The following is a 25,569-nucleotide window of genomic DNA, read 5'->3' on the forward strand; positions in this document are numbered from 1 at the left end:
CTTAGCCGTTCTCCTTTTGAATCTGAGCCCACTTCTCTTCGACGTCGTTGATGCCACCGACGTTGAAGAAGGCCTGCTCGGCCACGTGGTCGAACTCTCCGTTGGAGATGGCGGTGAACGCCTCGATGGTGTCCTTCAGCGGAACGGTGGAACCTTCGACACCGGTGAACTTCTTCGCCATGTAGGTGTTCTGGCTGAGGAACTGCTGGATCCGACGGGCACGGGAAACCGTGACCTTGTCTTCCTCAGACAGCTCATCAACACCGAGGATCGCAATGATCTCCTGGAGTTCCTTGTTCTTCTGCAGGATCGCCTTGACGCGAACGGCCGTGTTGTAGTGATCGGCACCCAGGTAGCGGGGGTCGAGGATACGGCTGGTCGAAGTGAGCGGGTCAACGGCCGGGTACAGGCCCTTGGACGCGATTTCACGCGACAGCTCGGTCGTGGCGTCCAGGTGGGCGAAGGTTGTCGCCGGTGCCGGGTCGGTGTAGTCGTCGGCGGGAACGTAGATCGCCTGAAGAGAGGTGATCGAGTGTCCACGGGTCGAGGTGATGCGCTCCTGCAGGATGCCCATCTCGTCGGCCAGGTTGGGCTGGTAGCCCACGGCAGAAGGCATACGGCCCAGCAGGGTCGACACCTCGGAACCGGCCTGAGTGAAGCGGAAGATGTTGTCGATGAAGAGCAAGACGTCTTGCTTCTCCACGTCGCGGAAGTACTCAGCCATGGTGAGGGCGGAGAGAGCGACGCGCAGACGCGTTCCCGGCGGCTCATCCATCTGGCCGAACACTAGCGCGGTCTTGTCGAAGACGCCCGCTTCTTCCATCTCGGCGATGAGGTCGTTGCCCTCACGGGTGCGCTCGCCAACACCGGCGAACACGGACACTCCACCGTGGTCCTGCGCGACGCGCTGGATCATTTCCTGGATGAGAACGGTCTTGCCGACACCGGCACCACCGAACAGACCGATCTTTCCACCGAGAACATACGGTGTCAGAAGGTCGATGACCTTGATTCCGGTTTCGAAGAGCTGAGTCTTGGACTCGAGCTGGTCGAACGCCGGCGGCTTGCGGTGGATGGGCCAGCGCTCGGTGATCTCGATCTTTTCGCCGGGCTCGGCGTTGAGAACATCGCCGATGACGTTGAAGACCTTGCCCTTGGTGACGTTTCCGACCGGAACCGTAATGGGGCTGCCGGTGTCGCGCACTTCCTGGCCGCGGACGAGTCCGTCGGTCGGGTTCAGCGCGATGGCGCGAACGAGGTCGTCGCCGAGGTGCAGTGCAACCTCAAGCGTGATCTCGTTCGACATGTCACCGATGGTGATTGTGGTCTTCAGGGCGTTGTAGATGCCGGGGATCGAGTCATGCGGAAACTCGATGTCGACAACGGGGCCCGTGACGCGCGCGATGCGGCCAACAGAGCCGGCCGTGTCCTCCGCCCGGACTGGCGCGGTTGCGGTGTCAGTCATAGCTCTCTCTTCTCTGGTCTTACTTCTTAGCGGATGAGAGCGCGTCGGCTCCACCCACGATCTCGGAAATCTGCTGGGTGATCTCAGACTGACGCGCGTTATTCGACAGGCGTGTGTAGTCCGTGATCAGCTTGTCGGCGTTGTCGCTCGCCGACTTCATTGCCTTTTGACGGCTCGCGTGCTCGGACGCCGCCGACTGCAGCATCGCGTTGAACAGACGGCTCTCGATGTACACCGGGAGAAGACTGTCCAGAACTGTTTCGACGTCGGGTTCGAACTCGTAGAGCGGCAGGACCGTATTGTCACCGGGTTCTTCAACACCCTCAACGACCTCCAGCGGCAGCAAGCGAACGACCTCGGGCACCTGCGTGACCATGCTGACGAAGCGGTTGTACACGATGTGAATCTCATCGACGCCGCCATCGGAATAGTCCGTGAGGAACGATTCCAGCAGGGCCTCGCCAATTTCCTTAGCCGTTTCGAACTGGGGCTGATCGGTTCCGCCGGTCCAGACTCGCTCCGACGCGCGGTTGCGAAAGCTGAAATAGGCGATGGCCTTGCGACCAACCAGGAAGTAGACAATGTCCTTGCCCTGGCCACGCAGCAGCTCGCTGAGCGACTCAGCTTCGCGCAAAACCTGCGAGCTGAACGCGCCAGCCAGGCCGCGGTCTGAGGCGAAGATGACGACCGCTGCGCGCTCGATCTTCTCCGGCTCAGTGGTGAGCACGTGCTCAACGTTCGAGTACGTGGCCACCGCTGAAACGGCGCGGGTTACCGCGCGAGAATACGGGGTTGACGCAGCGACTCGCGCCTGCGCTTTCTGGATGCGCGAGGCGGAGATCAGCTCCATGGCCCGAGTGATCTTCTTGGTCGTCTGGGCAGACTTGATCTTCTGCCGGTAGACCCGAAGTTGCGCTCCCATGTGTCTGCTTCCTTGTCTTTCAGTTTGGTGTCGTCGGTCTTACTGCGTCGTCAGAATCGGCGAGGACTAGCGGCGGTGCTTGACGATCTTTTCCTGGTTGACGTCTTCGACGGCAATTGCCTCAAACTTTTCCTTGCCAACCGAAGCGAGGGGCTTACCCTCACCGGTCTGGAATTCAAGTTTGAACTTGTCCACGCCCGCAGTGAGCGCGGCGACGGTGTCGTCGGTGAGCAGGTTCGTCTCGCGCAGGTTCTTGAGAACCTCGGTGTTGCGGCCGAGGAAATCGAGCAGTTCGCGTTCGAACCGCAGCACGTCGGGAACCGGAACCTCGTCGAGCTTGCCGTTGATACCGGCCCAGATCGAGACGACCTGGTCTTCAACGGGGTACGGCGAGTACTGCGGCTGACGCAGCAGTTCAGTTAGGCGTGCGCCACGGGCCAGCTGACGGCGGCTCGCCGCGTCAAGGTCGGAGGCGAACATCGCGAAGGCTTCAAGCGATCGGTACTGCGCCAGCTCAAGCTTGAGCGTGCCGGAGACCTTCTTGATCGACTTGACCTGCGCGTCGCCACCGACACGCGAGACCGAGATACCCACGTCAACAGCGGGACGCTGGTTGGCGTTGAACAGGTCGGACTGCAGAAAGATCTGGCCGTCGGTGATCGAGATCACGTTGGTCGGAATGTAAGCGGCAACGTCGTTGGCCTTGGTTTCGATGATCGGGAGACCGGTCATCGATCCGGCGCCGAGCGCGTCGGACAGCTTGGCACAACGCTCGAGCAGACGGGAGTGCAGGTAGAACACGTCTCCGGGGTATGCTTCGCGCCCCGGCGGGCGACGCAGCAGCAGCGATACCGCACGATAGGCCTCGGCCTGCTTGGAGAGGTCATCGAAGATGATGAGAACGTGCTTGCCGGCGTACATCCAGTGCTGGCCGATGGCCGAACCGGTGTACGGAGCGAGGTACTTGAAACCGGCCGGGTCAGAGGCGGGGGCAGCAACGATGGTGGTATATTCCATCGCTCCGGCGTCCTCGAGCGCACCCTTCACCGAAGCGATGGTGGAGCCCTTCTGGCCGATGGCAACGTAAATGCAGCGAACCTGCTTGTTGCTGTCGCCCGACTCCCAGTTGGCCTTCTGGTTGATGATGGTGTCAATCGCGATCGCGGTCTTGCCGGTCTGGCGGTCACCGATGATCAGCTGACGCTGGCCGCGGCCGATCGGGATCATGGCGTCAATCGCCTTGATTCCGGTCTGCATCGGCTCGTGCACGCTCTTGCGATCCATAACGCCGGGAGCCTGCAGTTCGAGGGCGCGACGGCCTTCGGTTGCAATCTCGCCGAGACCGTCAATGGGGGCGCCGAGGGGGTCGACAACGCGGCCGAGGTAGCCGTCACCGACGGGTACGGAGAGAACCTCGCCAGTGCGGTGCACCTCCATGCCCTCAACGATGCCGCCGAATTCGCCGAGTACGACGACGCCGATCTCGTCTTCGTCGAGGTTCTGGGCCAGACCCAGAGTTCCATCGGCGAATTTGATGAGCTCGTTCGCCATGACGCCGGGCAAGCCCTCAACGTGGGCGATACCGTCGCCGGCCGTGGTGACGTAGCCGACCTCGGTCGTCGACGTCTTGTTCGGCTCGTAGGACTTCACGAAGTCCTGGAGAGCGCCACGGATCTCATCGGGGCTGATCGTTAGTTCTGCCATCATCTTCCCTTTTCTGTACGGCTGTACAGGTTCTGTCTGTTCGAGGACGCTGCCGCCCTGAGTCATCTGGTGCTGCTGGGTTTATGGTGCTGGTACCGGTGAGGCTGGTAATCAGCGAGCGAGCTGGAGTCTCAAATCTGCAAGACGGGTTGCGATGCTGCCGTCAATGACCAGATCGCCAATTTGTACGCGCACTCCCCCGACCAGTGCCGGGTCAACGACCTGGTTGATGGTGAGTGCACGTCCGTGGCGTTCCTGCAGATTCTTCTGCAGCCGGGAGAGCTGGGCGGGCGTGAGAACGCTCGCCGAGGTGATGGTGGCAATCGACGTACCGGCCTGGTCGGCGACGACGGCGGCTGCGTGTCGCAGCAGCTCACCGATGCGGCGGCCGCGAGGCTGCTGTACCAGCTGCCGAACAATGGCGAGCGTCTGACCGGATACCTTACCGGCCAGGAGCTTTTCCACGAGGGCTGCCTTGGCTTCGATCTTGCCGAGCTTGCTGGCCAGAGCCAGCTCCAACTCAGCGTCCGAGGAAACCGTCGTACCGAAGGCGAAAAGTTCTCCCTCGATCGAGGTACCGGCCGGAGCCGACAGAGCGCATGCCCGCAGGCCCAGTTCTTCGATCCCGGCAAGCAGGTCGTCGTGGCTGGACCAACGTTCGGACACGGCGGCTGCGAGCAGATCCAGCGCCCGAGGTGTCACGTTCGCACCGAAAACGGCGCGTACGAGGGTGACCTTGGCTTCCGGCTCCGCTGCTGCATCGCCGAGTGCCGACAAGAGCTGAGAGGACGACCCGATCACTCGACCGGCGCCGAACAGGCTTTCGCCCGTCGCCAGATCAGTCGTGCCTCCGGGGACAGACATTGCCGCCCTCGATGTGGCGAGTGCTTCTCTGGTGGCGCTTCCCATTTGCTAGATCTTTCCTGCTGCTGGAGCTGCTGCGTGAGACGGTGCTTCGCTGGCTTCGAGTTCGGCCAGGAAACGATCGACAATGGCGCTGGCCTTGGCGTCGTCGGACAGGCTTTCACCAATGACACCCGAGGCGAGGTCAATGGCAAGGGTGCCTACCTCGCTGCGGAGCGACACGACGGCTGCCTGACGTTCAGCTTCGATCTGCGACTTGGCACTGGCCGCGATGCGACCGGCTTCGGCCGTGGCCTGCTCCTTGTGCTCAGCGACGATGCGCTGGCCGTCGGTGCGGGCCTGGTCACGGATCTGACCGGCTTCGGTGCGGGCCTCAGCGAGCTGAGCCGTGTACTGCACGAGTGCAGCTTCGGCCTTGCGCTGGGCGTCGTCGGCCTTCGCGATGTTTCCCTCGATGGCTTCTGCACGGTCGTCAAGGAGTTTCTGCATTCTGGGAAGCACAAGCTTCCAGAAGAAGAACAAAATCACGACAAAGCAGACCAACGACCAGATAATGTCGTAAACCTCTGGGATGAGCGGGTTTCGCGCCGCTTCTTCCGTTGCGGCTGCAATTACTGCGTGAAGCATCATGCCTCCTAACTAAGTAGTGAAGAGGACTAGTTCGTGAAGATGAAGTAGGTGGCGATGCCGATGAAGGCGAGCGCCTCGGTGAAGGCGATACCGATGTACATCAGCACCTGAAGACGACCGGCCAATTCAGGCTGACGAGCGACACCTTCGATGGTCTTGCCAACGACGATACCTACACCGATTGCAGGGCCGATGGCTGCGAGGCCATAACCGACGGTCGCGATGTTTCCGTTGATTTCCGCGAGAACGGTTGTTGCGTCCACGTATATTTCCTTCCGTGATGGTGAATTCGGCGAGTGCCGGATTCCTAAAGTGTCTAGTGTTCCTCAGCCAGCGCGAGCTGGATGTAGACGGCGGTGAGTAGGGCAAAAATGTAAGCCTGGAGGACGGCAATCAGCACTTCGAAGAGCGTGAAGGCGAAGCCGAAGACGAGGGTGCCAGCGCCGAAGAGCTTGAACCCGCCATCCGCAGTGAAGAAGAAGAACTGAGTAGCGCTGAAAAACAGCACGAGCAGAAGGTGCCCGACGACCATGTTCATCATCAGTCGGAGCGTCAGGGTGACCGGTCGCACCAGGAACGTCGAAATGAATTCGATCGGCGTCACGATGATATAGAGACCCTTGGGCACCCCGGGCGGGAAGAGCGAGTTGCGGAAGAAATTTCCCGGGCTCTTTCTCACTCCGGCGTAGATGAAGGTGCCGTAGGAAATTACACCAAGCAGCAGCGGAACCCCGATCACCGAGGTTCCGGCGATATTGAGGAACGGAATAATTCCCGTGATGTTCATGAACAACACCATGAAGAAGATGGTCGTCAGAAGCGGCAGAAAACGCTTGCCGTCTTTCTTTCCGAGCAGGTCTTCGGCGATGTTGACGCGAACGAAGTCGAGTCCCATTTCAGCCAGGCTCTGGCCACGGGTCGGGATGATCTTCATGCGACGTGTGCCGAGCCAGAAGAGCAGCATCAGAGCAGCGACCGCTAAGAAGCGAATCAGAATGATGCGGTTGATTTCGAAGTTCGTGCCGGCGAAAAAAATGACGTCGGGGAAGAACTCATTGATGGAGGGACCGTGGAATTCACCGTCGCCGGTGGCAGACGGGACCATCAGGTTTACGGCGATTTCTAGCAGCGCTTTCTCCTGTTTCGGGGCGGTGAGCTCTGCTCGCGCAACGACGATTATGGGCTGGTTTACGACGCTGTAAAGCATGTGCAAACCGGGGTGGGATCGGTGTTTACTCTAGCTTAGATCAGGCGCTGAGCCGAATCGAGAGCAGGATCCGTGGGTTGTTAGGTCGGGTTATTACTCGTCTACCGGAGCCGGGGGCAGCGTGACATCGCTGGCGTAGGGCATCCGGCTGGTGAGAACGACTACCGCGTCAACGACCAGGGATCCCACGACGCCCGCAATGATGGATAGAAACAACACCATGGGCGCAATCCACTCGCGATCTTGCAAAACCACGAGCAATACCAGGAACACCACAAATTTGAGCAGCCAGCCGCCCATGATGATCCCGAAGAACCCACCGATGGCGGATTCGCTTCCGGCGACGCGATTGGCGAGCAGAATGCTCCCGGCGGTGATTCCCATGAAGGCGACCGACATGGCCGTTCCGACCAGGGCGCTGAGCACCCCCGTTCCGCCGGCGACGACGTAGCCGACGACTGACCCGACCACCGCGATGGCGACGGCGAGGTAGCCGCCGTACACGAGGATGCGACGCAGGACGGGGACCGAGGTGGGTTGGGTGGAAGCTTGTGGGCTGTTGCTGGTCATGCGTTCTCCTCGGCAGGTGCAGGGGCTGATGGTTCGGGCGCGGCGGCCTGGTCGAGTGGGTCGTACCGGTCCAGAACCGCGATTTTCGCGGGCGCTGACTGGCTGACCCATTCACCGGTCTTGCGACGGCCGAGCGGGGCGAGCGTGACGATGGTGCAGATCAGCAACGACGCCACCAGAAAAATGGTCGCGTACCAGGTCGGCAGTGCGAAGTAGACCGGCAAAATGTAGTAGAGCAGACAGCCGATGGATGCCGCGGCTGTCCACCCGTAGAAAATCAGTACGGCATGCAGGTGGGAGTGGCCCATATCCAACAGCCGATGGTGCAGGTGCTTTCGGTCGGCGCTGAACGGTGATTTACCGGCGCGCACCCGTCGGAACACAGCAAGTCCGAAGTCGAGCAACGGAATGATCATGATCGCCACCGGAAGCAGGATGGGGATGAAGGCCGGAAAGAGCTGCGAGCGATTGATGGCGGTCGGGTCGATCTGCCCGGTGATGGCGATGGCGCTCGTGGCCATGAGCAGGCCAACGAGAAGGGCGCCGGCATCACCCATGAACATCTTGGCCGGGTGCCAGTTCAGCGGCAGGAACCCGACACAGGCGCCAACCAGAATGGCGGCGATCAACGAGGCCAGATTGAAGTAGTTGGTCGGCGAGGTGTCACGCACGAGCAGATAGCTGTAGAGAAAAAAGACGCCGTTGGCGATGAGCGCCACGCCGGTGACAAGACCGTCCAGGCCGTCAATGAAGTTGATCATATTCATGACCACCACGATGGCGACGACCGTGAAGACGATCGACATCCAGCCGCTCCCGACCGTGAGCCCACCGATCGGCAGCGAATATATCTGCACTCCGTGCCAGGCGACGAGGCCGGCAGCGATGAACTGACCGGCGAGCTTGGTCATCCAGTCGAGGTCCCAGATGTCGTCGGCGACTCCGACGAGCACGATGAGCAGGGCGGCGCCGAGAATGGCGAGGATTTGTTGCGGATCGGCGAAGACCAGCCGCAGCGGTGCAAAGGACCCCGAGATAAGATATGCGATGCCGAATGCGGCCAGAATACCCAGGAACATGGCGATACCGCCGAGGCGTGGTGTCGGCCGGGTATGCACGTCGCGTTCACGAATTTTGGGATACAGGCGGTACTTGTGACTGAGCTTGTACACCACGATCGAGAGCAGAAATGTGACCATCGCCGAAACGAGGGCGAGCAGTATAAATAGGGTCATGGGCTACCGGCTGGCATCCGTTTCGTCCTGGGAGGGCGCGGCGAGCGTGGGGGTCGCCTCTTCACCGGTCGATTCTGTGGCGAGTTCCGCAATTCCGGGAACTGCCGGCTCGGCCGCGAGCAGGTCGCCGACGACAGCCGCAATGGCGTCTCGGGAGAGGACACCACTGCGCACAATGTGAAGAAAACCGCCGTTGGTCGCGAAGCCGCTGGCATCAACGATGGTCGACGAGCCATCGCCGGACTCAGCACTCTCATAGGCGCTGCCGGAGGGACCACCGTCGAGGTACACGTCGATGCTGTCGCCGAGTGCCGCTTCGGCCGACTGGGCGTCCCGTGTGGCGGGCATTCCACTCAGGTTGGCGCTGGATACGGCGAGCGGTCCGGTTTCGGCGAGCAGATCGAGCGCGATCTGATTGCTCGGCATGCGCAAGGCGACCGTGCCGCGGGTCTCGCCGAGATCCCAAACCAGCGAGGGCTGGGCATTGACGATAACCGTCAGCCCGCCGGGCCAGAACGCCGCGACCAGGTCGCGTATCGGCTGGGGCACATCGACGGCGAGGGCGTCGAGCGTGGTAATGGCGGGGATGAGCACGGGCGGCGGCGACGTGCGCCCGCGGCCTTTCGCGTCGAGGAGCAACTGCACCGCCTCAGCGCTGAAGGCGTCGGCGGCCACGCCGTACACCGTGTCGGTGGGGATGACGACGAGCGCCCCCCGGCCGATAGCCGTGCTGGCCAGTGCGATATGTGCAGCGTAGTCAGACTCGCTCGTGGCCGAGTCGCTCATGCAGTCGTAGATACGTGTCATTTCCGGCAATTCTAACCCAGCGCGGTTGTGAAGAGCCGATGAGCGCGGTTTAGGGGCGCAGCGCGGTCGTGGCCCGGTCCCGGCTGGTGTAATCGCGGTGCGTTGCCGCCGCGCGCCAGCCGTCCGCAGTCAGCAGCGCACGGATTATTGCCCCCTGCAATTCGCCGTGCTCGATCACGAGAACGCCGCCGGGGCGCAGCAGGCGCAGCGCGGTCGTGGACACGCTGCGCACCACGTCGAGGCCGTCGATACCGCCGAACAGCGCGTGGGCCGGATCGAACAGGCGCACTTCGGGATCGCGCGGGATGGCATCCGCCGGTATGTACGGAGGATTCGAGATGACGACGGCGACCGAACCGTCGAGTTCGACGAACGCGTGGGCCAGATCGCCGAACACGAGGGTACTGTTTTCGGCGGCGACCTCCGCAAAGTTTCGGGTGGTCCAGGGGAAGGCTTCGGGCGAATTCTCGATCGCGTAGATGCGCGCGTGCGGCACCTCGGTGGCCAGAGACAGGGCGATTGCGCCGCTGCCGGTGCCGAGGTCAACGCCGATCGGGTCAGGATCGGGCATGGAACGCAGGGCGTCTATGGCGAACTGGGCCACCTGCTCGGTTTCGGGGCGCGGAACGAACACGCCGGTTCCCACGTGCAGCGACAGCGCCCGGAACGGTGCCCGCCCGGTGATGTGCTGAAGCGGTTCGCGAGTGCTGCGGCGAGCCAGCAGGGTGTCGATGGTGGCGGCATCCGCTGCGCTGATGGGTCGATTCAGGATGCTGCCCGCCTGCACTTCACCGCGGCTTTGGCCGAGCACATGGCCGATCAGGAGGTCGGAGTCAACTTCGGGGTCGGTGACGCCGGCAGCGCGCAGGAGGCTGATCGCCCGGTTTCGAAGTTCGAGGAGGGGCACGGGCAGGGCAGAATCTGAAGAAGGCACGTAGTGAAATGTAACGCACCAACCGGTACACAGCCGGGGGACATAGGCTGGAGGAGGCCTTTTCCACCGAACGAAAGTTGCCCTCGTGCCTCAGATCTATTCCGACATCACCGAAGCCGTCGGTGGGACCCCACTCGTTAAACTGAACCGCCTGACGGCCGGCCTGGGCGCGACTGTGCTCGCGAAGCTGGAGTTCTACAACCCCTCCAGCAGCGTGAAGGACCGCATCGGCGTTGCCATCATCAACGCGGCAGAGCAGGACGGTTCGCTCAAGCCCGGCGGGACCATCGTCGAAGCCACCAGCGGCAACACGGGCATTGCCCTGGCCATGGTCGGTGCGGCCCGCGGCTACACGGTCATTCTGGCCATGCCGGAAACCATGAGTAAGGAACGCCGCGTCATGATGCGCGCTTATGGCGCCGAAATCGTGCTGACGGCGGGTGCCGATGGCATGCGTGGCGCCGTTGAGAAGGCGGCGGAGATCGTCGCGAACACGCCGGGTGCCGTGCTGGCCAGCCAGTTCACGAACCCGGCCAACCCGGCTATCCACCGCGCGACTACCGGCGTGGAGATCTGGAACGACACCGCGGGCACCGTTGATATTCTCGTCGCGGGAATCGGCACCGGCGGCACCATCTCCGGCGCCGGCGGCTACCTCAAGGACCAGAAACCGGGCGTCAAGGTTGTCGGCGTTGAGCCGATCGACTCCCCCATTCTCACCGGCGGCAAGCCGGGACCGCACAAGATTCAGGGTCTGGGCGCGAACTTCGTGCCGGAAACCCTGAACCGCGAGGTCTACGACTCGATCACCGATGTGACCCTGGCCGATTCACTCGCCACGGCCCGCGCACTCGGCACCGACGAGGGCATCCTCGGCGGCATCTCCGGCGGTGCAGCCGTCTGGGCTGCCCTCGAGCAGGCCAAGCTCCCCGAGAACGCCGGCAAGACCATTGTCGTCATCGTTCCCGGCTTCGGCGAGCGTTATATCTCGACCGTGCTCTACGAAGACCTTCTGGACTAAGAGAACGACGCCTGATCGTCCATGAAACCACACCGTGAATCCACTGCCTTGAATCCGCTCTCTTGAATCCGCTCTCGCGTATCCGTGAAGATATGGCCGCGGCGCGCACCCACGATCCGGCCGCGCGCAGCAACATTGAGGTCTTTTTGGCCTACAGCGGGCTGCACGCGGTCTGGTCATATCGAGTCGCGCATCGCCTCTGGAATGCGGGGCTGCGCCTTCCCGCCCGCGTTCTGTCTCAGCTGACCCGTTTTCTGACCGGGATTGAGATTCATCCGGGCGCAACGATCGGGCGCCGGCTGTTCATCGACCACGGCATGGGTGTCGTAATCGGTGAGACGGCGGTACTCGGCGACGATGTGATGCTGTACCACGCGGTAACGCTGGGTGGCAAGAGCCGTCACGGGCACGCGCGGGGGGTGCGCCGGCATCCGTTTCTCGGCGACGGCGTCACTGTGGGGGCTGGTGCCAAGGTGCTCGGCCCAATCACGATCGGGGCCTGGAGCACGATCGGCTCGAACGCCGTCGTGACCAAGGATGCCCCGCCCCGGTCGCTGCTGGTCGGTGTTCCGGCTACGATCCGCCCGCAGACTCCCGCAGCCGCCGAGTCCGCCCGCGGGGGCGCGCTGGAGCCCGAGTACTACCTCTGACCCACTGCCTGCAACGCATTGCACCGGGCCGAGAGCGCCGTTCATGACCGCGTCCAGGTTGTAGGCCTTGTAGCCGGTGCGGTGATCGGCAATCCGGTTCTCCGGAAAGTTGTACGTGCGGATACGCTCGGAACGGTCCATCGTGCGAATCTGCCCCTTGCGCACCAGGCTCGCCGCCGCGTCGATCTCTTCCTGCTGGCGAGCCAGTACCCGAGCCCGCAGCACGCGCATGCCGGCTTCCTTGTTCTGCAGCTGCGACTTCTCGTTCTGCATCGCCACCACGATTCCGGTCGGAAGGTGGGTGATGCGCACGGCGGAGTCGGTCGTGTTGACCGACTGGCCGCCCGGACCGCTCGACCGGTACACGTCGATCTTGAGGTCGTTCGGGTGAAGCTCGACTTCCTCGGGTTCGTCGACCTCGGGAAAGACGAGCACGCCCGCCGCTGAGGTGTGAATGCGTCCCTGCGACTCGGTGGCCGGCACACGCTGGACGCGGTGCACGCCGCCCTCGTATTTCAGGTGCGCCCACACGCCCTCGGCCGGGTCGCTCGAGTTGCCCTTGATCGCGAGCTGAATGTCTTTGATTCCGCCCAGGTCGCTCGAGGTCTGCTCGATGATCTCCGTTTTCCAGCGCTTCGACTCGGCGTAGTGCAGGTACATGCGCAGAAGATCGGCGGCGAACAGTGCCGATTCGGCACCGCCCTCCCCCATCTTGATCTCCATGATCACGTCGCGGGCGTCGAGTTCGTCGCGCGGAATCAGCAGGCGGCGCAGCTTCTCGGCCGTGACCTCGAGCTGCTCCACCAGATCAGGAATTTCTTCCGCGAAGGCAGCGTCTTCGTCGGCGAGTTCGCGAGCGGCCTCGAGGTTGTCGTCAACCTCTTTCCACTCGTGATACGCGGCGATGATGCGGCTCAACTCGGCATAACGCCGGTTGACCTTTTTCGAACGGGCCGGATTAGCGTGCAGCTCCGGATCCGCCAACTGCGACTGCAGGTCGTCGTGCTCGGCCAGCAGCGTGAGGACGGATTCGAACATTACTTATCCTTGTCTGACCCGTTCAGGGTCGGCATCGACTTCTGAACCTGCATGAGGAATTCCACGTTCGATGTCGTCTCCTTGAGACGGCCGAGGATGAGTTCAAGTGCCTGCTGCTGTTCGAGCCCGGCGAGGGCGCGACGCAACTTCCAGGTCACCTTGACTTCATCCGGGCTCATCAGCATTTCTTCGCGGCGGGTGCCCGACGCGTTCACGTCAACCGCCGGGAAGATGCGCTTGTCGGCCAGTTGGCGAGACAGTCGCAGTTCCATATTGCCGGTGCCCTTGAACTCCTCGAAGATAACCTCGTCCATTTTGGAGCCGGTTTCCACGAGTGCGGAGGCGAGAATGGTGAGCGAACCACCGTTTTCGATGTTGCGTGCAGCACCGAAGAAGCGCTTCGGCGGATACAAAGCGGATGCGTCGACGCCGCCGGAGAGGATACGACCGGAGGCCGGGGCCACCAGGTTGTAGGCGCGGCCCAGGCGGGTGATCGAGTCGAGCAGCACGACGACGTCGTGTCCCAGCTCAACCAGGCGCTTGGCGCGCTCAATAGCGAGCTCCGCGACCGTGGTGTGGTCCTCGGCGGGACGGTCGAAGGTGGAGGCGATAACCTCACCCTTCACCGTGCGCTGCATGTCGGTGACCTCTTCGGGACGCTCGTCGACCAGAACGACCATGAGGTGAACCTCGGGGTTGTTGGTGGCGATGGCGTTGGCGATCTGCTGCATGACGATGGTCTTGCCGGCCTTGGGCGGTGCCACGATCAGACCGCGCTGACCCTTGCCGATCGGCGCGACCAGGTCGATGATGCGCTGCGTGAGCTTGCCCGGCTCGGTTTCGAGGCGCAGGCGTTCGGTCGGGTACAGCGGGGTGAGCTTGTGGAAGTCGACGCGGGTCGCGGCCTCTTCAACGGTCTGTCCGTTGATCGAGTCGACCTTGACGATGGCGTTGTACTTCTGGCGCCCGGACTGGTCACCCTCGTGCGGTTGACGAATGGAGCCGACGACGGCGTCACCCTTACGCAGGTTGTACTTCTTAACCTGACCGAGTGAGACGTAAACGTCGCTCGCACCGGGCAGGTAGCCGGACGTGCGTACGAACGCGTAATTGTCGAGCACGTCGAGGATACCGGCGACGGGAATGAGAACGTCGTCGTCGTTAACCTCGGGTTCGAAGTCATCGCCCTGGTTCGGGCCGCGACGCTTGCGGTCGCGGTAACGGTTGCGGTTGCCGCGACCGTTCAAGTCATCGTCGAGCTGGTTGCGATCGGGACCCTGGTTGCGGTCCTGGCCCTGATTGCGATCCTGATTACGATCCTGATTGCGGTCCTGGCCCTGGCCCTGGTTACGGTCCTGGCCGCGCTCGTTCTGGCCGCGCTCGTTTTGGCCCTGGTTGTTCTGGCCCTGGTTGCGGTCGGCCTGAGCCTGAGCGCGTTCCTGGTTGCGCTCGTTGCGAGCCTGACGCTGGCTCTGCGCCCGCGTCATGCCCTCGTCGTTGCTGCCGTTCTGGTTGCGGTCGTTCTGATTGCGGTCATTCTGGCCGCGGTCGTTCTGGTTGTTCTGGTTGTTCTGTCGGTCGCTCGCTGGGGCATTCTCGCCCTGGTTGCGGTCAGCGCCCTGTGCACGATCACTCTGTGCACGATCACCCTGTGCACGATCACCGCGGCTACGGCTGCGGCTACGGCCCTGACGGGGTGCGCCGGAGTCGTTCGAATCGTCCGTTGATTCGGCCGGTGCGTCGGTGGCGGTCTCACGAGCATGGGCGACAGCAAGCTCAGCGGCGGCACCGTCAGATCCAGCGGATGAATCGGCAGACGTGTCTGCAGACGCTTCGGCGGGCGCCTCAGGAGGCGTTGCAGCGGCCGTGCGCTGCGATGAAGCGCGGCGCGACGGGCGACGGGCGGGGGGTGCATCCGCCGTGGGCGTGTCAGCGAGAGCATCGGCGGAGTCGACGACTACCGCGGCGGCGTCATCGAGATTCACCGGCGCTACTTGCACGCCGCGCTTGCGTGTTTGACGCACAGGCTTGTCGGCGTCGGGCGCAGCATCAGGCGCGACATCGGCAGCGGTGCTGGGAGCGCCGTTGCCACGGGCATTGCGAGCGATGCGGGAGCCTGCGGCCGGCGCGTCGGGAAGAATGATGCCGAATCCGGTGCTGGCGTCGGCATTGACGTGGGATTTGGCGGGAGCGGCTGTGCTCGTGCTGGCACGACGCGGTGCACGCTTGCGCGGCGCCGTCGCGATGGATTCGGCGAGGCTCTCCGCCGGGGCGTTCTCGGCCGGGGCCCTATCGGCCGCGGCACTCTCAGCCGGGGCGCTCTCGGCCGGGGCGCTCTGAATCGGCGCCTCGACGGGCGCGGCCTCGGGTGTAGCCACAGCGGGTGCAGCCGCAGCCTCAGCGGGTGCGGCTTCGACTACGGGTGCGGCCTCGGCGGGAGCAGCGGTGCTGGCCTGAGCCGCGGTGATTGCGTCCACGAGTTCTCCTTTTCGAAGTTTGGAAGCGCCAGAAATTTTCAGTTCAAGGGCCAGAGCCTGAAGCTCAGACACGCGAAGAGAACTCAGGCGGGGAAGATCCGAGCCAGTGGCGCGGAGGTTGACATCAGTCACGAAGGGGGGTCCTTTCCCCTGCCGAACGAAAATTCAGGTCAGGAGAGATGTATGCAGCGAAGAATGCGCTGCGGGTGATCCAATCCGACAAATGGAGGGGATTGGTGTAAACACACACAGCTACGCACAAAATCGCAATAGCAGTGAGGTACAGGAAATGCACCGGAGAAGATGTCGCCATCGGCGGTTTCTATCGGGTGCACAACTACCATAGCACCCCCGCGATGGCCGAGCCGACGCGCAGGCGGCGCGTCGGCTCAATCGGAACACTGGCTACGCGGCGTTCTCCTGAGTGAGTGGTTGCACAGTGGCGCCCTGCACGTCAACGGCGAGCATGAGAGCGCGCCAGGGGGTATCTGATTCGCGGGCCACGAGTTCGGCAGCGAGCAAACGCTGGCCCGGGTCGCTCGCCAGCACCAGAATGGATGGTCCGGCACCGGACACGACGGCGGCGAAACCGGCGGCGCGCAGCAGGGTGATGAGCTTGTTCGTCTCCGGCATAGCGGCGGCGCGGTAGCTCTGGTGCAGCTTGTCCTCGGTCGCGGCCAGAAGCAGCTCCGGGCTCTGGATGAGTGCGGCGATCAGCAGTGCGGAACGCGACAGGTTGAAGACGGCGTCCGCGTGCGGCACTGACTCGGGCTGTAAACTGCGCGCGAGCGCGGTGGACATTTCCTGCTCGGGCACGAAGACAAGCGGCTTCACGCCGCGGTGCACCATGAGCTTCTTGTGGCGCGGTCCCTCGGGTGTGGTCCAGGCGATGGTCAGACCGCCAAACAGGGCGGGGGCCACGTTGTCGGGATGGCCTTCCATCTCGGTGGCCAGCACGAGCAGCATGTCGGCGTCGATGTCAACGACGCCTTCCAGCAGCCCCTTGGCCGCCATAATGCCCGATACGATGGCCGCGCCCGACGAGCCGAGGCCGCGGCCGTGCGGAATGACGTTGTGCGCGACGATGTTGAGCCCGGGCATCGGCTGACCGACGGCTGCGAAGGTGTGGCTGATAGCCCGCACGACCAGATTGCTCTCGTCGGTGGGTACCACTCCGGCTCCGACGCCGTGCACCTCGACGAAGACGCCGGGCTCGCTGCGCACAGCGACCTCGAGCTTGTCGTACTTGGCCAGGGCCAGACCGAGGGTGTCAAAGCCGGGGCCGAGGTTGGCCGTCGTGGCCGGCACCTGCACCGACACAGCACGGCCGATCAGTGAAACGGGGCTGGTCATGCCTTGGCCAGGCCGAGCACGCTCGCGATTTCAGCGGTGTCGATCGGAACAATGGTGGGCGCAACATCGGAACCGTCCGCGGTGCGCAGCGCCCACTGCGGGTCTTTCAAACCGTGGCCGGTAACGGTGATGACCACGGTGGAGCCCTTCGGAATGAACCCGGCTTCGGCACGCTCCAGCAGGCCTGCCACGCCGATAGCGGATGCCGGCTCCACGAAGATTCCGACCTCGGCCGAAAGAATGCGGTGCGCTTCAAGAATCTTCGCGTCGGTGATGGCGCCGAAGTATCCGTCGCTCTGTTCCCGCGCGTTCAACGCGAGGTCCCACGATGCCGGGTTGCCGATGCGGATGGCACTGGCGATGGTGTCGGGCTGATCGACGCGGTGACCGAGCACGATCGGGGCGCTGCCGGCGGCTTGGAAACCGAACATACGCGGAAGCTTCGTGGTGGCGCCGCGGGCTACCTCTTCGCTGTAGCCGCGAAAGTAGGCGGTGTAGTTGCCGGCATTGCCGACCGGAACGAACTGGAAGTCGGGCGCGTCGCCGAGCACCTCGACGACCTCGAACGCGGCGGTCTTCTGGCCCTCGATGCGGTCGGGGTTGACCGAGTTGACCAGGTGCACCGGGTAGTTGGTGGCGAGGTCACGAGCAATGTCGAGGCAGTCGTCGAAGTTGCCCTGCACCTGCAGCAGCTGCGCATTGTGTGCAACAGCTTGGCTGAGCTTGCCCATGGCAATTTTGCCTTCGGGTACCAGCACGGCGGCGGTGATGCCGGCGTGCGCGGCATACGCGGCAGCGGAAGCGCTGGTGTTTCCGGTGGATGCACAGATGACGGCTTTCGCTCCGTCTTCCATGGCCTTGGACATGGCCATGGTCATGCCGCGGTCCTTGAACGAACCGGTCGGGTTCATGCCCTCGAACTTGATCCACACCTTTGCGCCGGTGCGCGCCGACAGTGCGGAGGCCGGAATGAGCGGTGTTCCGCCCTCGCCCAGAGTGATGATCGGGGTCGCGGCTGAGATATTCAACCGGTCAGAGTATTCATTCAGCACGCCGCGCCACTGTCGGCTGACAATCGCGCCGGGCTTGGTCAGGTTGGCACTGGTCTCACTTGGGCTAAACATCAGACTCCTTCAACTCTCAAAACGGATGCGACTTCGCTGACGACACTGTTGGTGGCCAGGTCCTGCACGGTGGCGGCGAGGGCGGCCTCCGTTGCGTCATGGGTCCCGATTACTAGGGTAGCCGTGGCCGAGCGAGCTGCACGACTCTTCGTTGCCGTCACGGCCGGGGTCATGGACTGTTCGACGAGGGCCAGCGACACCTTGCGCTTACTGAAAACGCTCGCGATCGTGGCGAGTACACCGGGTTCATCGGTGACCTCAAGGGTTACGGCATAGCGGGTGGTGACCCGTCCGATATCGAAAACCGGAAGTTCGGCGTAGCTCGAGGCTGCCACTCCCGGTCCGCCGGCGACGTGCCGCCTGGCGATTGAGACGACATCGCCGAGTACGGCTGAGGCGGTCTCCACTCCCCCGGCCCCGGCGCCGTAGAACATGAGGCTGCCCGCAGACTCAGCTTCAACGAAAACGGCATTGTTGGCGCCGTGCACGGCGGCAAGCGGATGACTGCGCGGCACCATGGCCGGATAGACCCGCGCCGAGACGCCTTCGATGCCGTTCTCGTCGGTCACCCGCTCACAAATAGCGAGCAGCTTGACGACGTATCCGGCTTTGCGGGCCGATTCAATCTGGGCCGGCGTCACCGAGGTGATGCCCTCGCGATACACGGATTCAAGCGGCACCGAGGTGTGGAACGCCAGGCTCGCCAGAATGGCGGCCTTCTGCGCGGCGTCATACCCGCCGATGTCGGCGGTCGGGTCAGCCTCGGCGTAGCCGAGCGCTGTGGCCTCGGCCAGTGCATCCGCCAGGCTGGAGCCCTCGGTGTCCATGCGGTCAAGAATGTAGTTCGTGGTGCCGTTGACGATGCCGAGAATGCGCTTGACTCGGTCACCGGCCAGGCTCTCGCGCAACGGGCGCACGATGGGAATGGCACCGGCGACGGCGGCCTCATAGTTAATCTGGGCGCCGACCTGGTTGGCGGCCGCGAACAGCTCTGTGCCGTGCAGTGCCAGCAGCGCCTTATTGGCGGTGACAACATCCGCTCCGGAACTGATCGCCAGCAGAATGTGGCTGCGAGCCGGTTCGATACCGCCCATGAGTTCGATGACGATGTCGGCACCAAGGATGAGTTCTTCGGCATTGGTCGTGAACAGCGCGCGCGGCAGGTCGACGGTGCGCTCTGCGTTCACATCGCGAACCGCGATTCCGACCAATTCGAGCGTCGCGCCGACTCGGTTCGCGAGCTCGGGACCCTGTTCGAGCAGCAGGCGGGCCACCTGGGCGCCGACGGATCCACCGCCGAGGAGAGCGACGCGCAGATTGCGGTATTCGGTCTTCAAGATATTCCTCCGTTGGTGGGGGCAGATAACGCCGCCCCGGTATCCCGCGCAAGCAGGTCGGCAATCGTTTCGCCGCGCACGAGCACGCGCGCGGCACCGTTCAGTACAGCGACGACGGGCGCTCGGCCCTGATAGTTGTAGTTGTTGGACAGTGCCCAGCAGTAGGCGCCGGTGGCCGGCACGGCGAGCAGATCGCCGGGAGTCACATCGCCGGGCAGATAGTCGGCGTCGACGACAATATCGCCGCTCTCACAGTGTTTGCCGGCGATGCGCACCAGCTCCGGGGCGATGTCCGACGTGCGATCGGCCAGGCGCACCGCATAGTCGGCGCCGTACAGGGCCGGACGAACGTTGTCGCTCATACCGCCGTCGACACTGACATAGAGCCGAGTGGTGCCCGACACGTCGACGGCCTTGGTGGTGCCGACGCGGTACAGGCTCACGCCCGCTGGGCCGATTATGACGCGGCCGGGTTCGAAGGCCAGCACCGGCACCGGAATGTTCAGTCGCGTGCACTCGGTGGCGACGATGTCGGCCAAAGCCACGGCGAGTTCACGAATCGGGGTGGGCTCGTCGGCGCTCGTGTAGGCGATACCGAATCCGCCGCCGAGGTTCAGCTCGGGCACCGGGCCATCGGCGAGCAGGGCGGCATGCACGTCCAGCAGTCGGGCGGCGGACTCGGCAAACCCGTCGGCCCCGAAAATTTGCGAGCCGATGTGGCAGTGCAGGCCGACGAAGTTGAGCGCGGCCTGCGCCCGAATCAGACCGACCAACCGTGGGGCGTCGGTGAGCACAATGCCGAATTTTTGATCTTCGTGCGAGGTGGCCAGAAATTCGTGGGTGTGGGCGTGCACGCCGCTATTCACGCGCAGCCGTACGTTTTGCACCCGGCCGTTGCGGGCAGCGGCTTCGGCGACGCGGCCGATCTCAATTTCGCTGTCGATGACGATCGTGCCGATCCCGACCCTGGTGGCCTGGTCGAGTTCGGCCAGCGACTTGTTGTTGCCGTGAAATCCCAGGCGGGACGGCTCGGCGCCACCCGCCAGCGCCACCGCCAGTTCCCCGCCGCTGCAGACATCGATATTGAGGCCGGCGGCGATCATCCAACGCACGACCTCGGTCGAGAGAAAAGCCTTGCCGGCGTAGTAGACCTTGGCGTTGGTGCCAATGCGGGCAAACTCGGCCTGGAACACGGCGAGCAGCTCGGCCGCGCGAGCGCGGGCATCCGCTTCGTCGATGATGTAGAGGGGGGTGCCGAATTCGGCAGCGAGGTCGCTGGCTCTGACCCCGCCCAGCACGAGCTCGCCGGCGCTGGTGCGGCTCGCCGAGGAGGGCCACAGCCCGGCAGCGAGCTCGTTGGCGTCGGCGGGCGGGCGCAACCAATCGGGCGCCAGCGGGTTAGGCGTTTGTGCATGGGAATCAAATGTCACGGAAGTACCTCACGAGAGTCGAAGGGGAATCTCAGCGAGCGAACCCGGATTGGTCCCTGAAGCCGGAAAATGGGCAAACCCGGGTGCGCGGGCGTGCCTGACCGTATTCTACCCGCCGCAGATAGTGACGTTCGAATTAGCCGGCGCAGCTGCCGAGGGTGGTGAGCGACTGCGCGGTGAGCCGAAGACTGCTCGACTCCAGCTTAACGCGTGCCCGCTCGGGCGAAATGTCAACGCCGTTCAGCTCGACACCCTCGGGCAAGTAGCTCGCAACGCAGACGCCGATCGGCGCCTTCTGCAGAATCAGGTTGACCAACGGGGTGGCGTCGATATCTCCGACGCCGCTCGTGACGGTGACTTCGGTGGGCGCGAAACTCAGGGTGTCGCCGGCGGCGCTTGCCGTGGCCGTGGCGCTATAGCCAACGGTGAATTCGAACAACTTCACCGAAGCGGTGTACGCCACGTCACCGTCGCCGAGGGTCAGCACGGCGTCTGCCGGGGCCGTACCAGAGGCCTGCACCAGCTGGTTGAGGGCGTCCTGGTCGAAGTCGACCGTGGCGCTGAGCGATCCGATGGCCTTGGCGGTATTCGTCGACACATCGTGGGCCACCACGTGAACGGATGCCGGGACGCCGTCGACCGTCAGGTTCGGCGCGCTCAGTTCAATCTCGTCGAAGCTGCCGACAATGAACTGTGCGATCACCGAGGTGCCGCCGATCGCGACGGTAATGTCACCGGTCACGGATGCGGGCATCCGGTCGCTGATTTCGGTTTCGGCTCGATCCTCTGCAATGGCACGCACCGCGCTGTCGATGAGAAAGTAGGCGACGACGAGCAGCACGGCAAGCGAGCCGACGATGATCAGCGGAACAAGACCGCGGCGTTTCGTTTTGGCCATGACTACATGCGCTCCGGGGCGGTGACGCCGAGCAGGCCCAGGCCGTTGCGGATCACCTGGCCGGTGGCATCGTTCAGCCACAAACGCGTGCGATGCAGGTCGGTGACGGGCTCCTCACCAAGCGGAATGACCCGGCAGTTGTCGTACCAGCGGTGGTAGTAGCCGGCGACCTCTTCGATGTAGCGCGCGACCCGGTGCGGCTCGCGCAGTTCGGCAGCCTGAGCGACGACGCGCGGAAATTCCTGCAGCACGCCGAGCAAAGCGGATTCGCTGTCGTGGGTCAGCAGTTCCGGGGCGAAGGCGCTGCGTTCGATACCGCTCGCGGCGGCATTGCGGGCGACCGAGCAGGTGCGGGCGTGGGCGTACTGCACGTAGAACACCGGGTTGTCGTTGGTGCGCTTGCCGAGCAGATCCAGGTCGATGTCGAGCTGGGAGTCACTGTTGGAGCGCACCAGCGCGTAGCGGCCGGCGTCGACACCGACCGCGTCGACGAGGTCGTCCAGGGTGACGATGGTGCCGGCACGCTTGGACATGCGCACCGGTTCGCCGTCTTTGAGCAGATTGACCATCTGGCCGATCAGAATCTGTAGGTTCACTCCGGGCTCATCGCCGAAGGCTGAGACCATGGCCATCATGCGGCCGACATAGCCGTGGTGGTCGGCGCCGAGCATGATCAGGCACTGGTCAAAACCGCGCTCGCGCTTGTCGAGGTAATAGCCCAGGTCACCGGAGATATAAGCCGGTTCACCATTTGAACGGATGATCACCCGGTCACGGTCATCACCGAAAGTGGTGGTGCGCAGCCAGATGGCGCCATCCGCTTCGAAGATGTGGCCCTGTTGGCGCAAGCGCTCGATGGCGCGGTCGACGGCGCCAGATTCGTGCAGCGAATCTTCGTGAAAATACACGTCGAAGTCAACGCCGAAGCCGTGTAGCTTTTCTTTGATCTCGGTGAACATGAGGTCGACGCCGATCGAGCGGAACACCTCTTGCTGTTCGTCGCGGGGCAAGGCGGCGACGTCGCCGTCATACTTCGCGAGTACGTTCGCGGCGATGTCGCCGATGTACGCTCCGCCGTAGCCGTCTTCGGGCGTGGGTTCGCCGAGGTAGCTCGCGAGCACGCTGCGGGCAAAGCGGTCGATCTGCGAACCGTGGTCGTTGAAATAGTATTCGCGGGTCACGTCGGCGCCCTCGGCCTGCAGCACCCGGGCGAGGCTGTCGCCGACCGCGGCCCAGCGCACGCCGCCCATGTGGATCGGGCCGGTGGGGTTGGCCGAAACGAATTCGAGGTTGATTTTGAGGCCGTCGTAGAGGTGCCCGGTGCCGTAGTCCCCGCCCTGATCGACGATGGTCTTGGCGAGTGCACCCGCCGCCGCCGCCTCCAGCCGAATGTTGATGAAGCCGGGACCGGCGATTTCAACGGATGCGACATCCGCTAGCTGTTCGAGACCCGCAGCCAATTCGGCCGCTATTTCACGCGGGTTGGCACCGAGGGGTTTGGCAATTTTCAGTGCGATGCTCGAGGCCCAGTCGCCGTGGTCGCGGTTGCGCGGGCGCTCGACGGCAACGTCAGCGAGGGTGAGTCCGAGGTCTACCCCTGCCGTGTCAGACTCGCGTCGGCGTTCGCTGACGTCAACGATGAGATCAAAGAGGGACTGGGAGAGTTCGGCAGGAGTCACTGCATAATCGTACCGGCCCCTCCTGTTGGTAAGGTCAACGCGTGACTGATACACGCGTCTACCCCACTTTTGCTCGTAACGCTGCTCCTTCGGCTGCGCGGAGCACGCGCCGACGCACCAGCTTGGTGCTCGCCGGTGGCGCGATTTTCGCCCTCGCGCTCACCGGGTGCAGTGCTGGCGACGCCCCGGAATCGTCGAGTTCCGCGACGGCCACCAGCGGAGCATCCGCTGAGCCGACGGACGACGCCGCAGCGACGTCTTCACCCACGCCCACGCCCACGCCGGAAGCGACCGGCGCACCCATTGCGCAGACCTGTGATGATCTGCTCACGCTGCAGAATGTTTACGATTTCAACCCGAACTACGGCACCGCGCCCAAGTACTCGCCGACCGCGGGAAGCTTGGCCGAAACTGCCGAAACTTACAACGGATTGACCTGCGGCTGGTCGAACCAGACCAGCGGTGAGCTCATCGAGGTCTCCGTCGTGGCACCGAACGACGTGCTGATGACTCGGCTTGAGCAGAAAGCCGACGTTGACAGCCAAGCCGTTCCCACCTACGGCACACCGCCGGCCGTGGACGGATTCTTCACTTACGCCGGTGGCAGCGGCCAGGCCCAGGTGTTCACCGGAACCTACTGGATCACCATGAGCTCTCCGGCCTTTTACAACGAGCCCGGCGCTGCTGAGGGCCTCATGTCGGCGGTACTCTCACACCTCGGGTAGCTTTCCGGGGTCCAGCCCGTCGAGACCAGTTCGGTATCGACAGCCACGGTCTCGACCCCTCGTTCCATGATGCTAACCTTGAACCACCCTGGCCCCCATAGCTCAGGGGATAGAGCACTGCCCTCCGGAGGCAGGGGCGGCAGTTCGAATCTGCCTGGGGGCACATTTGCAAGTTCCGCGTAATTACGCGGAACTAAGCATCTTCCGAAGCTTCGTCTGACGTTGTTGAATTGTGGTTTGCCCACATTTTGCCCACATTGTTGGAATTCGCAGTTACCTTTGCTCAAATTGAAATGCGCAGGAAAGTCGCTCCGCTAGACATGGCCGCATGCGGCCTCATATGCTGAACCTACCGCTCGGACGAGTTGCGGCAATTCCATAGTTCTCAACAGTCTCTCGCGGCTCTCAGCAAAGACGACTAAACTCTAGCTCGCGGGTTCTTCGAAAGGCATTTCCATCAAGCGACTATATGCAGTGACGGTTACCTTAGCAATGCAAATTGGATTTTTATTCTCGCGCGCTGCTATTGGGTATAGCCAATCCGACGGCGACCTGACCTTCGGACAATCTCTCTGGAACAATGCTCTCGCTTCCGTCTTGTGGTCGGCACCCATCGTTCTATTGATCGCGCTCGTGAATTACCTATTCTTTTACTATTTATTTCGCGCTCTCACCCGGTCCGGCAAACGGCAACATTGGCAGAACGGCTTAATCGCCGCTGTAATGGTCGCCGTCGTAATTATTCTCCTAAACGTTACCGCTGAATGGATCAGCACCTCACTCGCCGACGTTAAGAATTACAGCGACCGCACTCCTGTCGTGATAGCACAGTGGCTCGGGAATCTGGGCGTCATTGTATGGTCGAGTGTCGCTGCTGCTGCTTTGGCCGGAATCGCGAACAATTCGAGCCGGGCATCTTCTCAGTCAGGATCCAAGTAAAAATGGTAGGTTCCGCCTCGGTCTCGACTCCTCTCTCACGCACATTGAGCGCATGAACACGAGGTAGTTCAGGGCGGTAGCGCCCGCACAGTCCGAGGTATTCCCGCGCCCTATCTCAACTCCTACCCTGAGTGCGAATCCGGCGTGTACGGAGTGGTGGGCGGCCAGTGGCACGACATGGCCAATCCGTCTTTCCAGGACGTCTCCCTTCAAGCGAGCCTGTTGAACCCCACCGAATGTTGTTGACGCCGACCAGAACGGGCGTCAGGCATCGGAAATTTTCACGCTTATGAATTTTGCTCCCGCCCGGGCTTGATGGGTATCTGACCATTGACCTCGCAGCACACTCAAACCCTTGGGTCTACGTCGTTGCTGTCGAGCCTACCGACCGCGTAGGTGAGGGCTGCGAATATGGTCACGTCCGCCGGGTGGTGACCGTAAAGCGCAGGATTCTCACATTGGCCGTGCCCACATTTTGCCCACAACCATAGAGAATTGATCCGCTCGAACGATGCTCGTCATGATTGAAATACCCCATTGATCAAGGGTTCCGCTAATTG

At 63.1% G+C, this 25,569-nt stretch carries 22 protein-coding genes, 1 tRNA gene and 1 pseudogene; 5 read left to right on the forward strand and 19 right to left on the reverse strand.

The window, feature by feature from the left end; all coding sequences use genetic code 11:
- Position 1: 1 nt before the first annotated feature.
- The 11 genes from atpD to prmC form a co-directional block, all read right to left on the reverse strand.
- Complete coding sequence (gene atpD / locus QMK22_RS09045; RefSeq protein ID WP_283497298.1) at positions 2-1,465, reverse strand: F0F1 ATP synthase subunit beta; 1,464 nt, start codon at positions 1,463-1,465, stop codon at positions 2-4.
- Positions 1,466-1,484: 19 nt separating this feature from the next.
- Positions 1,485-2,387 (reverse strand): F0F1 ATP synthase subunit gamma, encoded by a 903-nt coding sequence (locus tag QMK22_RS09050; RefSeq protein WP_283497299.1) that lies wholly within the window; start codon positions 2,385-2,387, stop codon positions 1,485-1,487.
- Positions 2,388-2,453: 66 nt separating this feature from the next.
- Positions 2,454-4,091, reverse strand: coding sequence for a F0F1 ATP synthase subunit alpha (gene atpA / locus QMK22_RS09055; RefSeq protein WP_283497393.1), 1,638 nt, complete (start codon positions 4,089-4,091; stop codon positions 2,454-2,456).
- Positions 4,092-4,202: 111 nt separating this feature from the next.
- Complete coding sequence (locus QMK22_RS09060; protein ID WP_283497300.1) at positions 4,203-5,000, reverse strand: F0F1 ATP synthase subunit delta; 798 nt, start codon at positions 4,998-5,000, stop codon at positions 4,203-4,205.
- Positions 5,001-5,003: 3 nt separating this feature from the next.
- On the reverse strand, positions 5,004-5,582 hold the full coding sequence (locus QMK22_RS09065; RefSeq protein ID WP_283497394.1) for a F0F1 ATP synthase subunit B: 579 nt from the start codon (positions 5,580-5,582) through the stop codon (positions 5,004-5,006).
- Positions 5,583-5,611: 29 nt separating this feature from the next.
- A complete protein-coding gene (gene atpE / locus QMK22_RS09070) occupies positions 5,612-5,848 on the reverse strand; it encodes an ATP synthase F0 subunit C (protein ID WP_079728361.1) in 237 nt (78 codons plus the stop codon).
- Positions 5,849-5,901: 53 nt separating this feature from the next.
- A complete protein-coding gene (gene atpB / locus QMK22_RS09075) occupies positions 5,902-6,690 on the reverse strand; it encodes a F0F1 ATP synthase subunit A (RefSeq protein ID WP_283497395.1) in 789 nt (262 codons plus the stop codon).
- Positions 6,691-6,885: 195 nt separating this feature from the next.
- Positions 6,886-7,362 carry a Cg1360 family ATP-synthase-associated protein gene (locus tag QMK22_RS09080; RefSeq protein WP_283497301.1) on the reverse strand — a complete coding sequence of 159 codons (477 nt, stop codon included), beginning with the start codon at positions 7,360-7,362 and terminating at the stop codon, positions 6,886-6,888.
- A complete protein-coding gene (locus QMK22_RS09085) occupies positions 7,359-8,597 on the reverse strand; it encodes an MraY family glycosyltransferase (protein WP_283497302.1) in 1,239 nt (412 codons plus the stop codon). The genes QMK22_RS09080 and QMK22_RS09085 overlap by 4 nt, the downstream gene beginning before the upstream one ends.
- Positions 8,598-8,600: 3 nt before the next feature.
- Positions 8,601-9,404: an L-threonylcarbamoyladenylate synthase gene (locus QMK22_RS09090; protein ID WP_502857388.1), complete on the reverse strand. Its 804-nt coding sequence runs from the start codon at positions 9,402-9,404 to the stop codon at positions 8,601-8,603.
- A gap of 49 nt (positions 9,405-9,453) precedes the next feature.
- Positions 9,454-10,338, reverse strand: a complete 885-nt coding sequence (gene prmC, locus QMK22_RS09095; RefSeq protein WP_502857390.1) for a peptide chain release factor N(5)-glutamine methyltransferase — start codon at positions 10,336-10,338, stop codon at positions 9,454-9,456.
- Positions 10,339-10,423: 85 nt separating this feature from the next.
- Here prmC and cysK point away from each other — a divergent pair, with 85 nt between their 5' ends.
- On the forward strand, positions 10,424-11,359 hold the full coding sequence (gene cysK, locus QMK22_RS09100; RefSeq protein WP_283497303.1) for a cysteine synthase A: 936 nt from the start codon (positions 10,424-10,426) through the stop codon (positions 11,357-11,359).
- A 62-nt stretch (positions 11,360-11,421) separates the two neighbouring features.
- Positions 11,422-12,009: a serine O-acetyltransferase EpsC gene (epsC, locus tag QMK22_RS09105; RefSeq protein WP_283497398.1), complete on the forward strand. Its 588-nt coding sequence runs from the start codon at positions 11,422-11,424 to the stop codon at positions 12,007-12,009.
- A 21-nt stretch (positions 12,010-12,030) separates the two neighbouring features.
- On the opposite strand, the pseudogene prfA reads toward epsC, so the two are convergent.
- From prfA to argS, 8 genes and pseudogenes are all read right to left on the reverse strand, one after another.
- A pseudogene (prfA, locus tag QMK22_RS09110) lies at positions 12,031-13,047 on the reverse strand (peptide chain release factor 1); the annotation flags it as partial.
- Positions 13,047-15,656 carry a transcription termination factor Rho gene (rho, locus tag QMK22_RS09115; RefSeq protein WP_283497304.1) on the reverse strand — a complete coding sequence of 870 codons (2,610 nt, stop codon included), beginning with the start codon at positions 15,654-15,656 and terminating at the stop codon, positions 13,047-13,049. The gene rho and the pseudogene prfA, both read right to left, overlap by 1 nt.
- A 273-nt stretch (positions 15,657-15,929) precedes the next feature.
- Complete coding sequence (thrB, locus tag QMK22_RS09120) at positions 15,930-16,877, reverse strand: homoserine kinase (RefSeq protein ID WP_283497305.1); 948 nt, start codon at positions 16,875-16,877, stop codon at positions 15,930-15,932.
- Positions 16,874-18,001 carry a threonine synthase gene (gene thrC / locus QMK22_RS09125; RefSeq protein ID WP_283497306.1) on the reverse strand — a complete coding sequence of 376 codons (1,128 nt, stop codon included), beginning with the start codon at positions 17,999-18,001 and terminating at the stop codon, positions 16,874-16,876. The genes thrB and thrC overlap by 4 nt, the downstream gene beginning before the upstream one ends.
- A complete protein-coding gene (locus QMK22_RS09130; RefSeq protein WP_283497307.1) occupies positions 18,001-19,338 on the reverse strand; it encodes a homoserine dehydrogenase in 1,338 nt (445 codons plus the stop codon). The genes thrC and QMK22_RS09130 overlap by 1 nt, the downstream gene beginning before the upstream one ends.
- On the reverse strand, positions 19,335-20,768 hold the full coding sequence (lysA, locus tag QMK22_RS09135) for a diaminopimelate decarboxylase (RefSeq protein ID WP_283497308.1): 1,434 nt from the start codon (positions 20,766-20,768) through the stop codon (positions 19,335-19,337). Before lysA ends, QMK22_RS09130 begins: the two co-directional genes overlap by 4 nt.
- 136 nt (positions 20,769-20,904) lie before the next feature.
- On the reverse strand, positions 20,905-21,666 hold the full coding sequence (locus QMK22_RS09140; RefSeq protein ID WP_283497309.1) for an LmeA family phospholipid-binding protein: 762 nt from the start codon (positions 21,664-21,666) through the stop codon (positions 20,905-20,907).
- Positions 21,667-21,668: 2 nt separating this feature from the next.
- Positions 21,669-23,345 (reverse strand): arginine--tRNA ligase, encoded by a 1,677-nt coding sequence (gene argS / locus QMK22_RS09145; protein WP_283497310.1) that lies wholly within the window; start codon positions 23,343-23,345, stop codon positions 21,669-21,671.
- 41 nt (positions 23,346-23,386) lie between these two features.
- Between argS and QMK22_RS09150 the strand changes: the two genes are divergently transcribed.
- The 3 genes from QMK22_RS09150 to QMK22_RS09160 all read left to right on the forward strand — a co-directional run bounded on the left by QMK22_RS09150 (position 23,387) and on the right by QMK22_RS09160 (position 25,009).
- Positions 23,387-24,070: an iron ABC transporter ATP-binding protein gene (locus tag QMK22_RS09150; protein WP_283497311.1), complete on the forward strand. Its 684-nt coding sequence runs from the start codon at positions 23,387-23,389 to the stop codon at positions 24,068-24,070.
- Positions 24,071-24,161: 91 nt separating this feature from the next.
- Positions 24,162-24,233: transfer RNA gene (locus QMK22_RS09155), tRNA-Arg, on the forward strand.
- Positions 24,234-24,544: 311 nt separating this feature from the next.
- Positions 24,545-25,009: a hypothetical protein gene (locus QMK22_RS09160; RefSeq protein WP_283497312.1), complete on the forward strand. Its 465-nt coding sequence runs from the start codon at positions 24,545-24,547 to the stop codon at positions 25,007-25,009.
- The last annotated feature ends 560 nt before the right edge of the window (positions 25,010-25,569 follow it).

The sequence above is a fragment of the Cryobacterium sp. PH29-G1 genome, from assembly GCF_030063365.1.
In the GTDB taxonomy this organism is placed as follows: Bacteria; Actinomycetota; Actinomycetes; order Actinomycetales; family Microbacteriaceae; genus Cryobacterium.

Excerpts from the sequence above, each read along its gene's own strand:
- QMK22_RS09140 (WP_283497309.1), bottom strand. The coding sequence starts at position 21,666 with ATGGCCAAAACGAAACGCCGCGGTCTTGTTCCGCTGATCATCGTCGGC.
- QMK22_RS09090 (WP_502857388.1), bottom strand. The coding sequence starts at position 9,404 with ATGACACGTATCTACGACTGCATGAGCGACTCGGCCACGAGCGAGTCT.
- thrC (WP_283497306.1), bottom strand. The coding sequence starts at position 18,001 with ATGTTTAGCCCAAGTGAGACCAGTGCCAACCTGACCAAGCCCGGCGCG.
- QMK22_RS09085 (WP_283497302.1), bottom strand. The coding sequence starts at position 8,597 with ATGACCCTATTTATACTGCTCGCCCTCGTTTCGGCGATGGTCACATTT.
- QMK22_RS09065 (WP_283497394.1), bottom strand. The coding sequence starts at position 5,582 with ATGCTTCACGCAGTAATTGCAGCCGCAACGGAAGAAGCGGCGCGAAAC.
- QMK22_RS09080 (WP_283497301.1), bottom strand. The coding sequence starts at position 7,362 with ATGACCAGCAACAGCCCACAAGCTTCCACCCAACCCACCTCGGTCCCC.
- atpD (WP_283497298.1), bottom strand. The coding sequence starts at position 1,465 with ATGACTGACACCGCAACCGCGCCAGTCCGGGCGGAGGACACGGCCGGC.
- QMK22_RS09050 (WP_283497299.1), bottom strand. The coding sequence starts at position 2,387 with ATGGGAGCGCAACTTCGGGTCTACCGGCAGAAGATCAAGTCTGCCCAG.
- QMK22_RS09060 (WP_283497300.1), bottom strand. The coding sequence starts at position 5,000 with ATGGGAAGCGCCACCAGAGAAGCACTCGCCACATCGAGGGCGGCAATG.
- thrB (WP_283497305.1), bottom strand. The coding sequence starts at position 16,877 with ATGACCAGCCCCGTTTCACTGATCGGCCGTGCTGTGTCGGTGCAGGTG.
- atpA (WP_283497393.1), bottom strand. The coding sequence starts at position 4,091 with ATGGCAGAACTAACGATCAGCCCCGATGAGATCCGTGGCGCTCTCCAG.
- atpB (WP_283497395.1), bottom strand. The coding sequence starts at position 6,690 with ATGGTCCCGTCTGCCACCGGCGACGGTGAATTCCACGGTCCCTCCATC.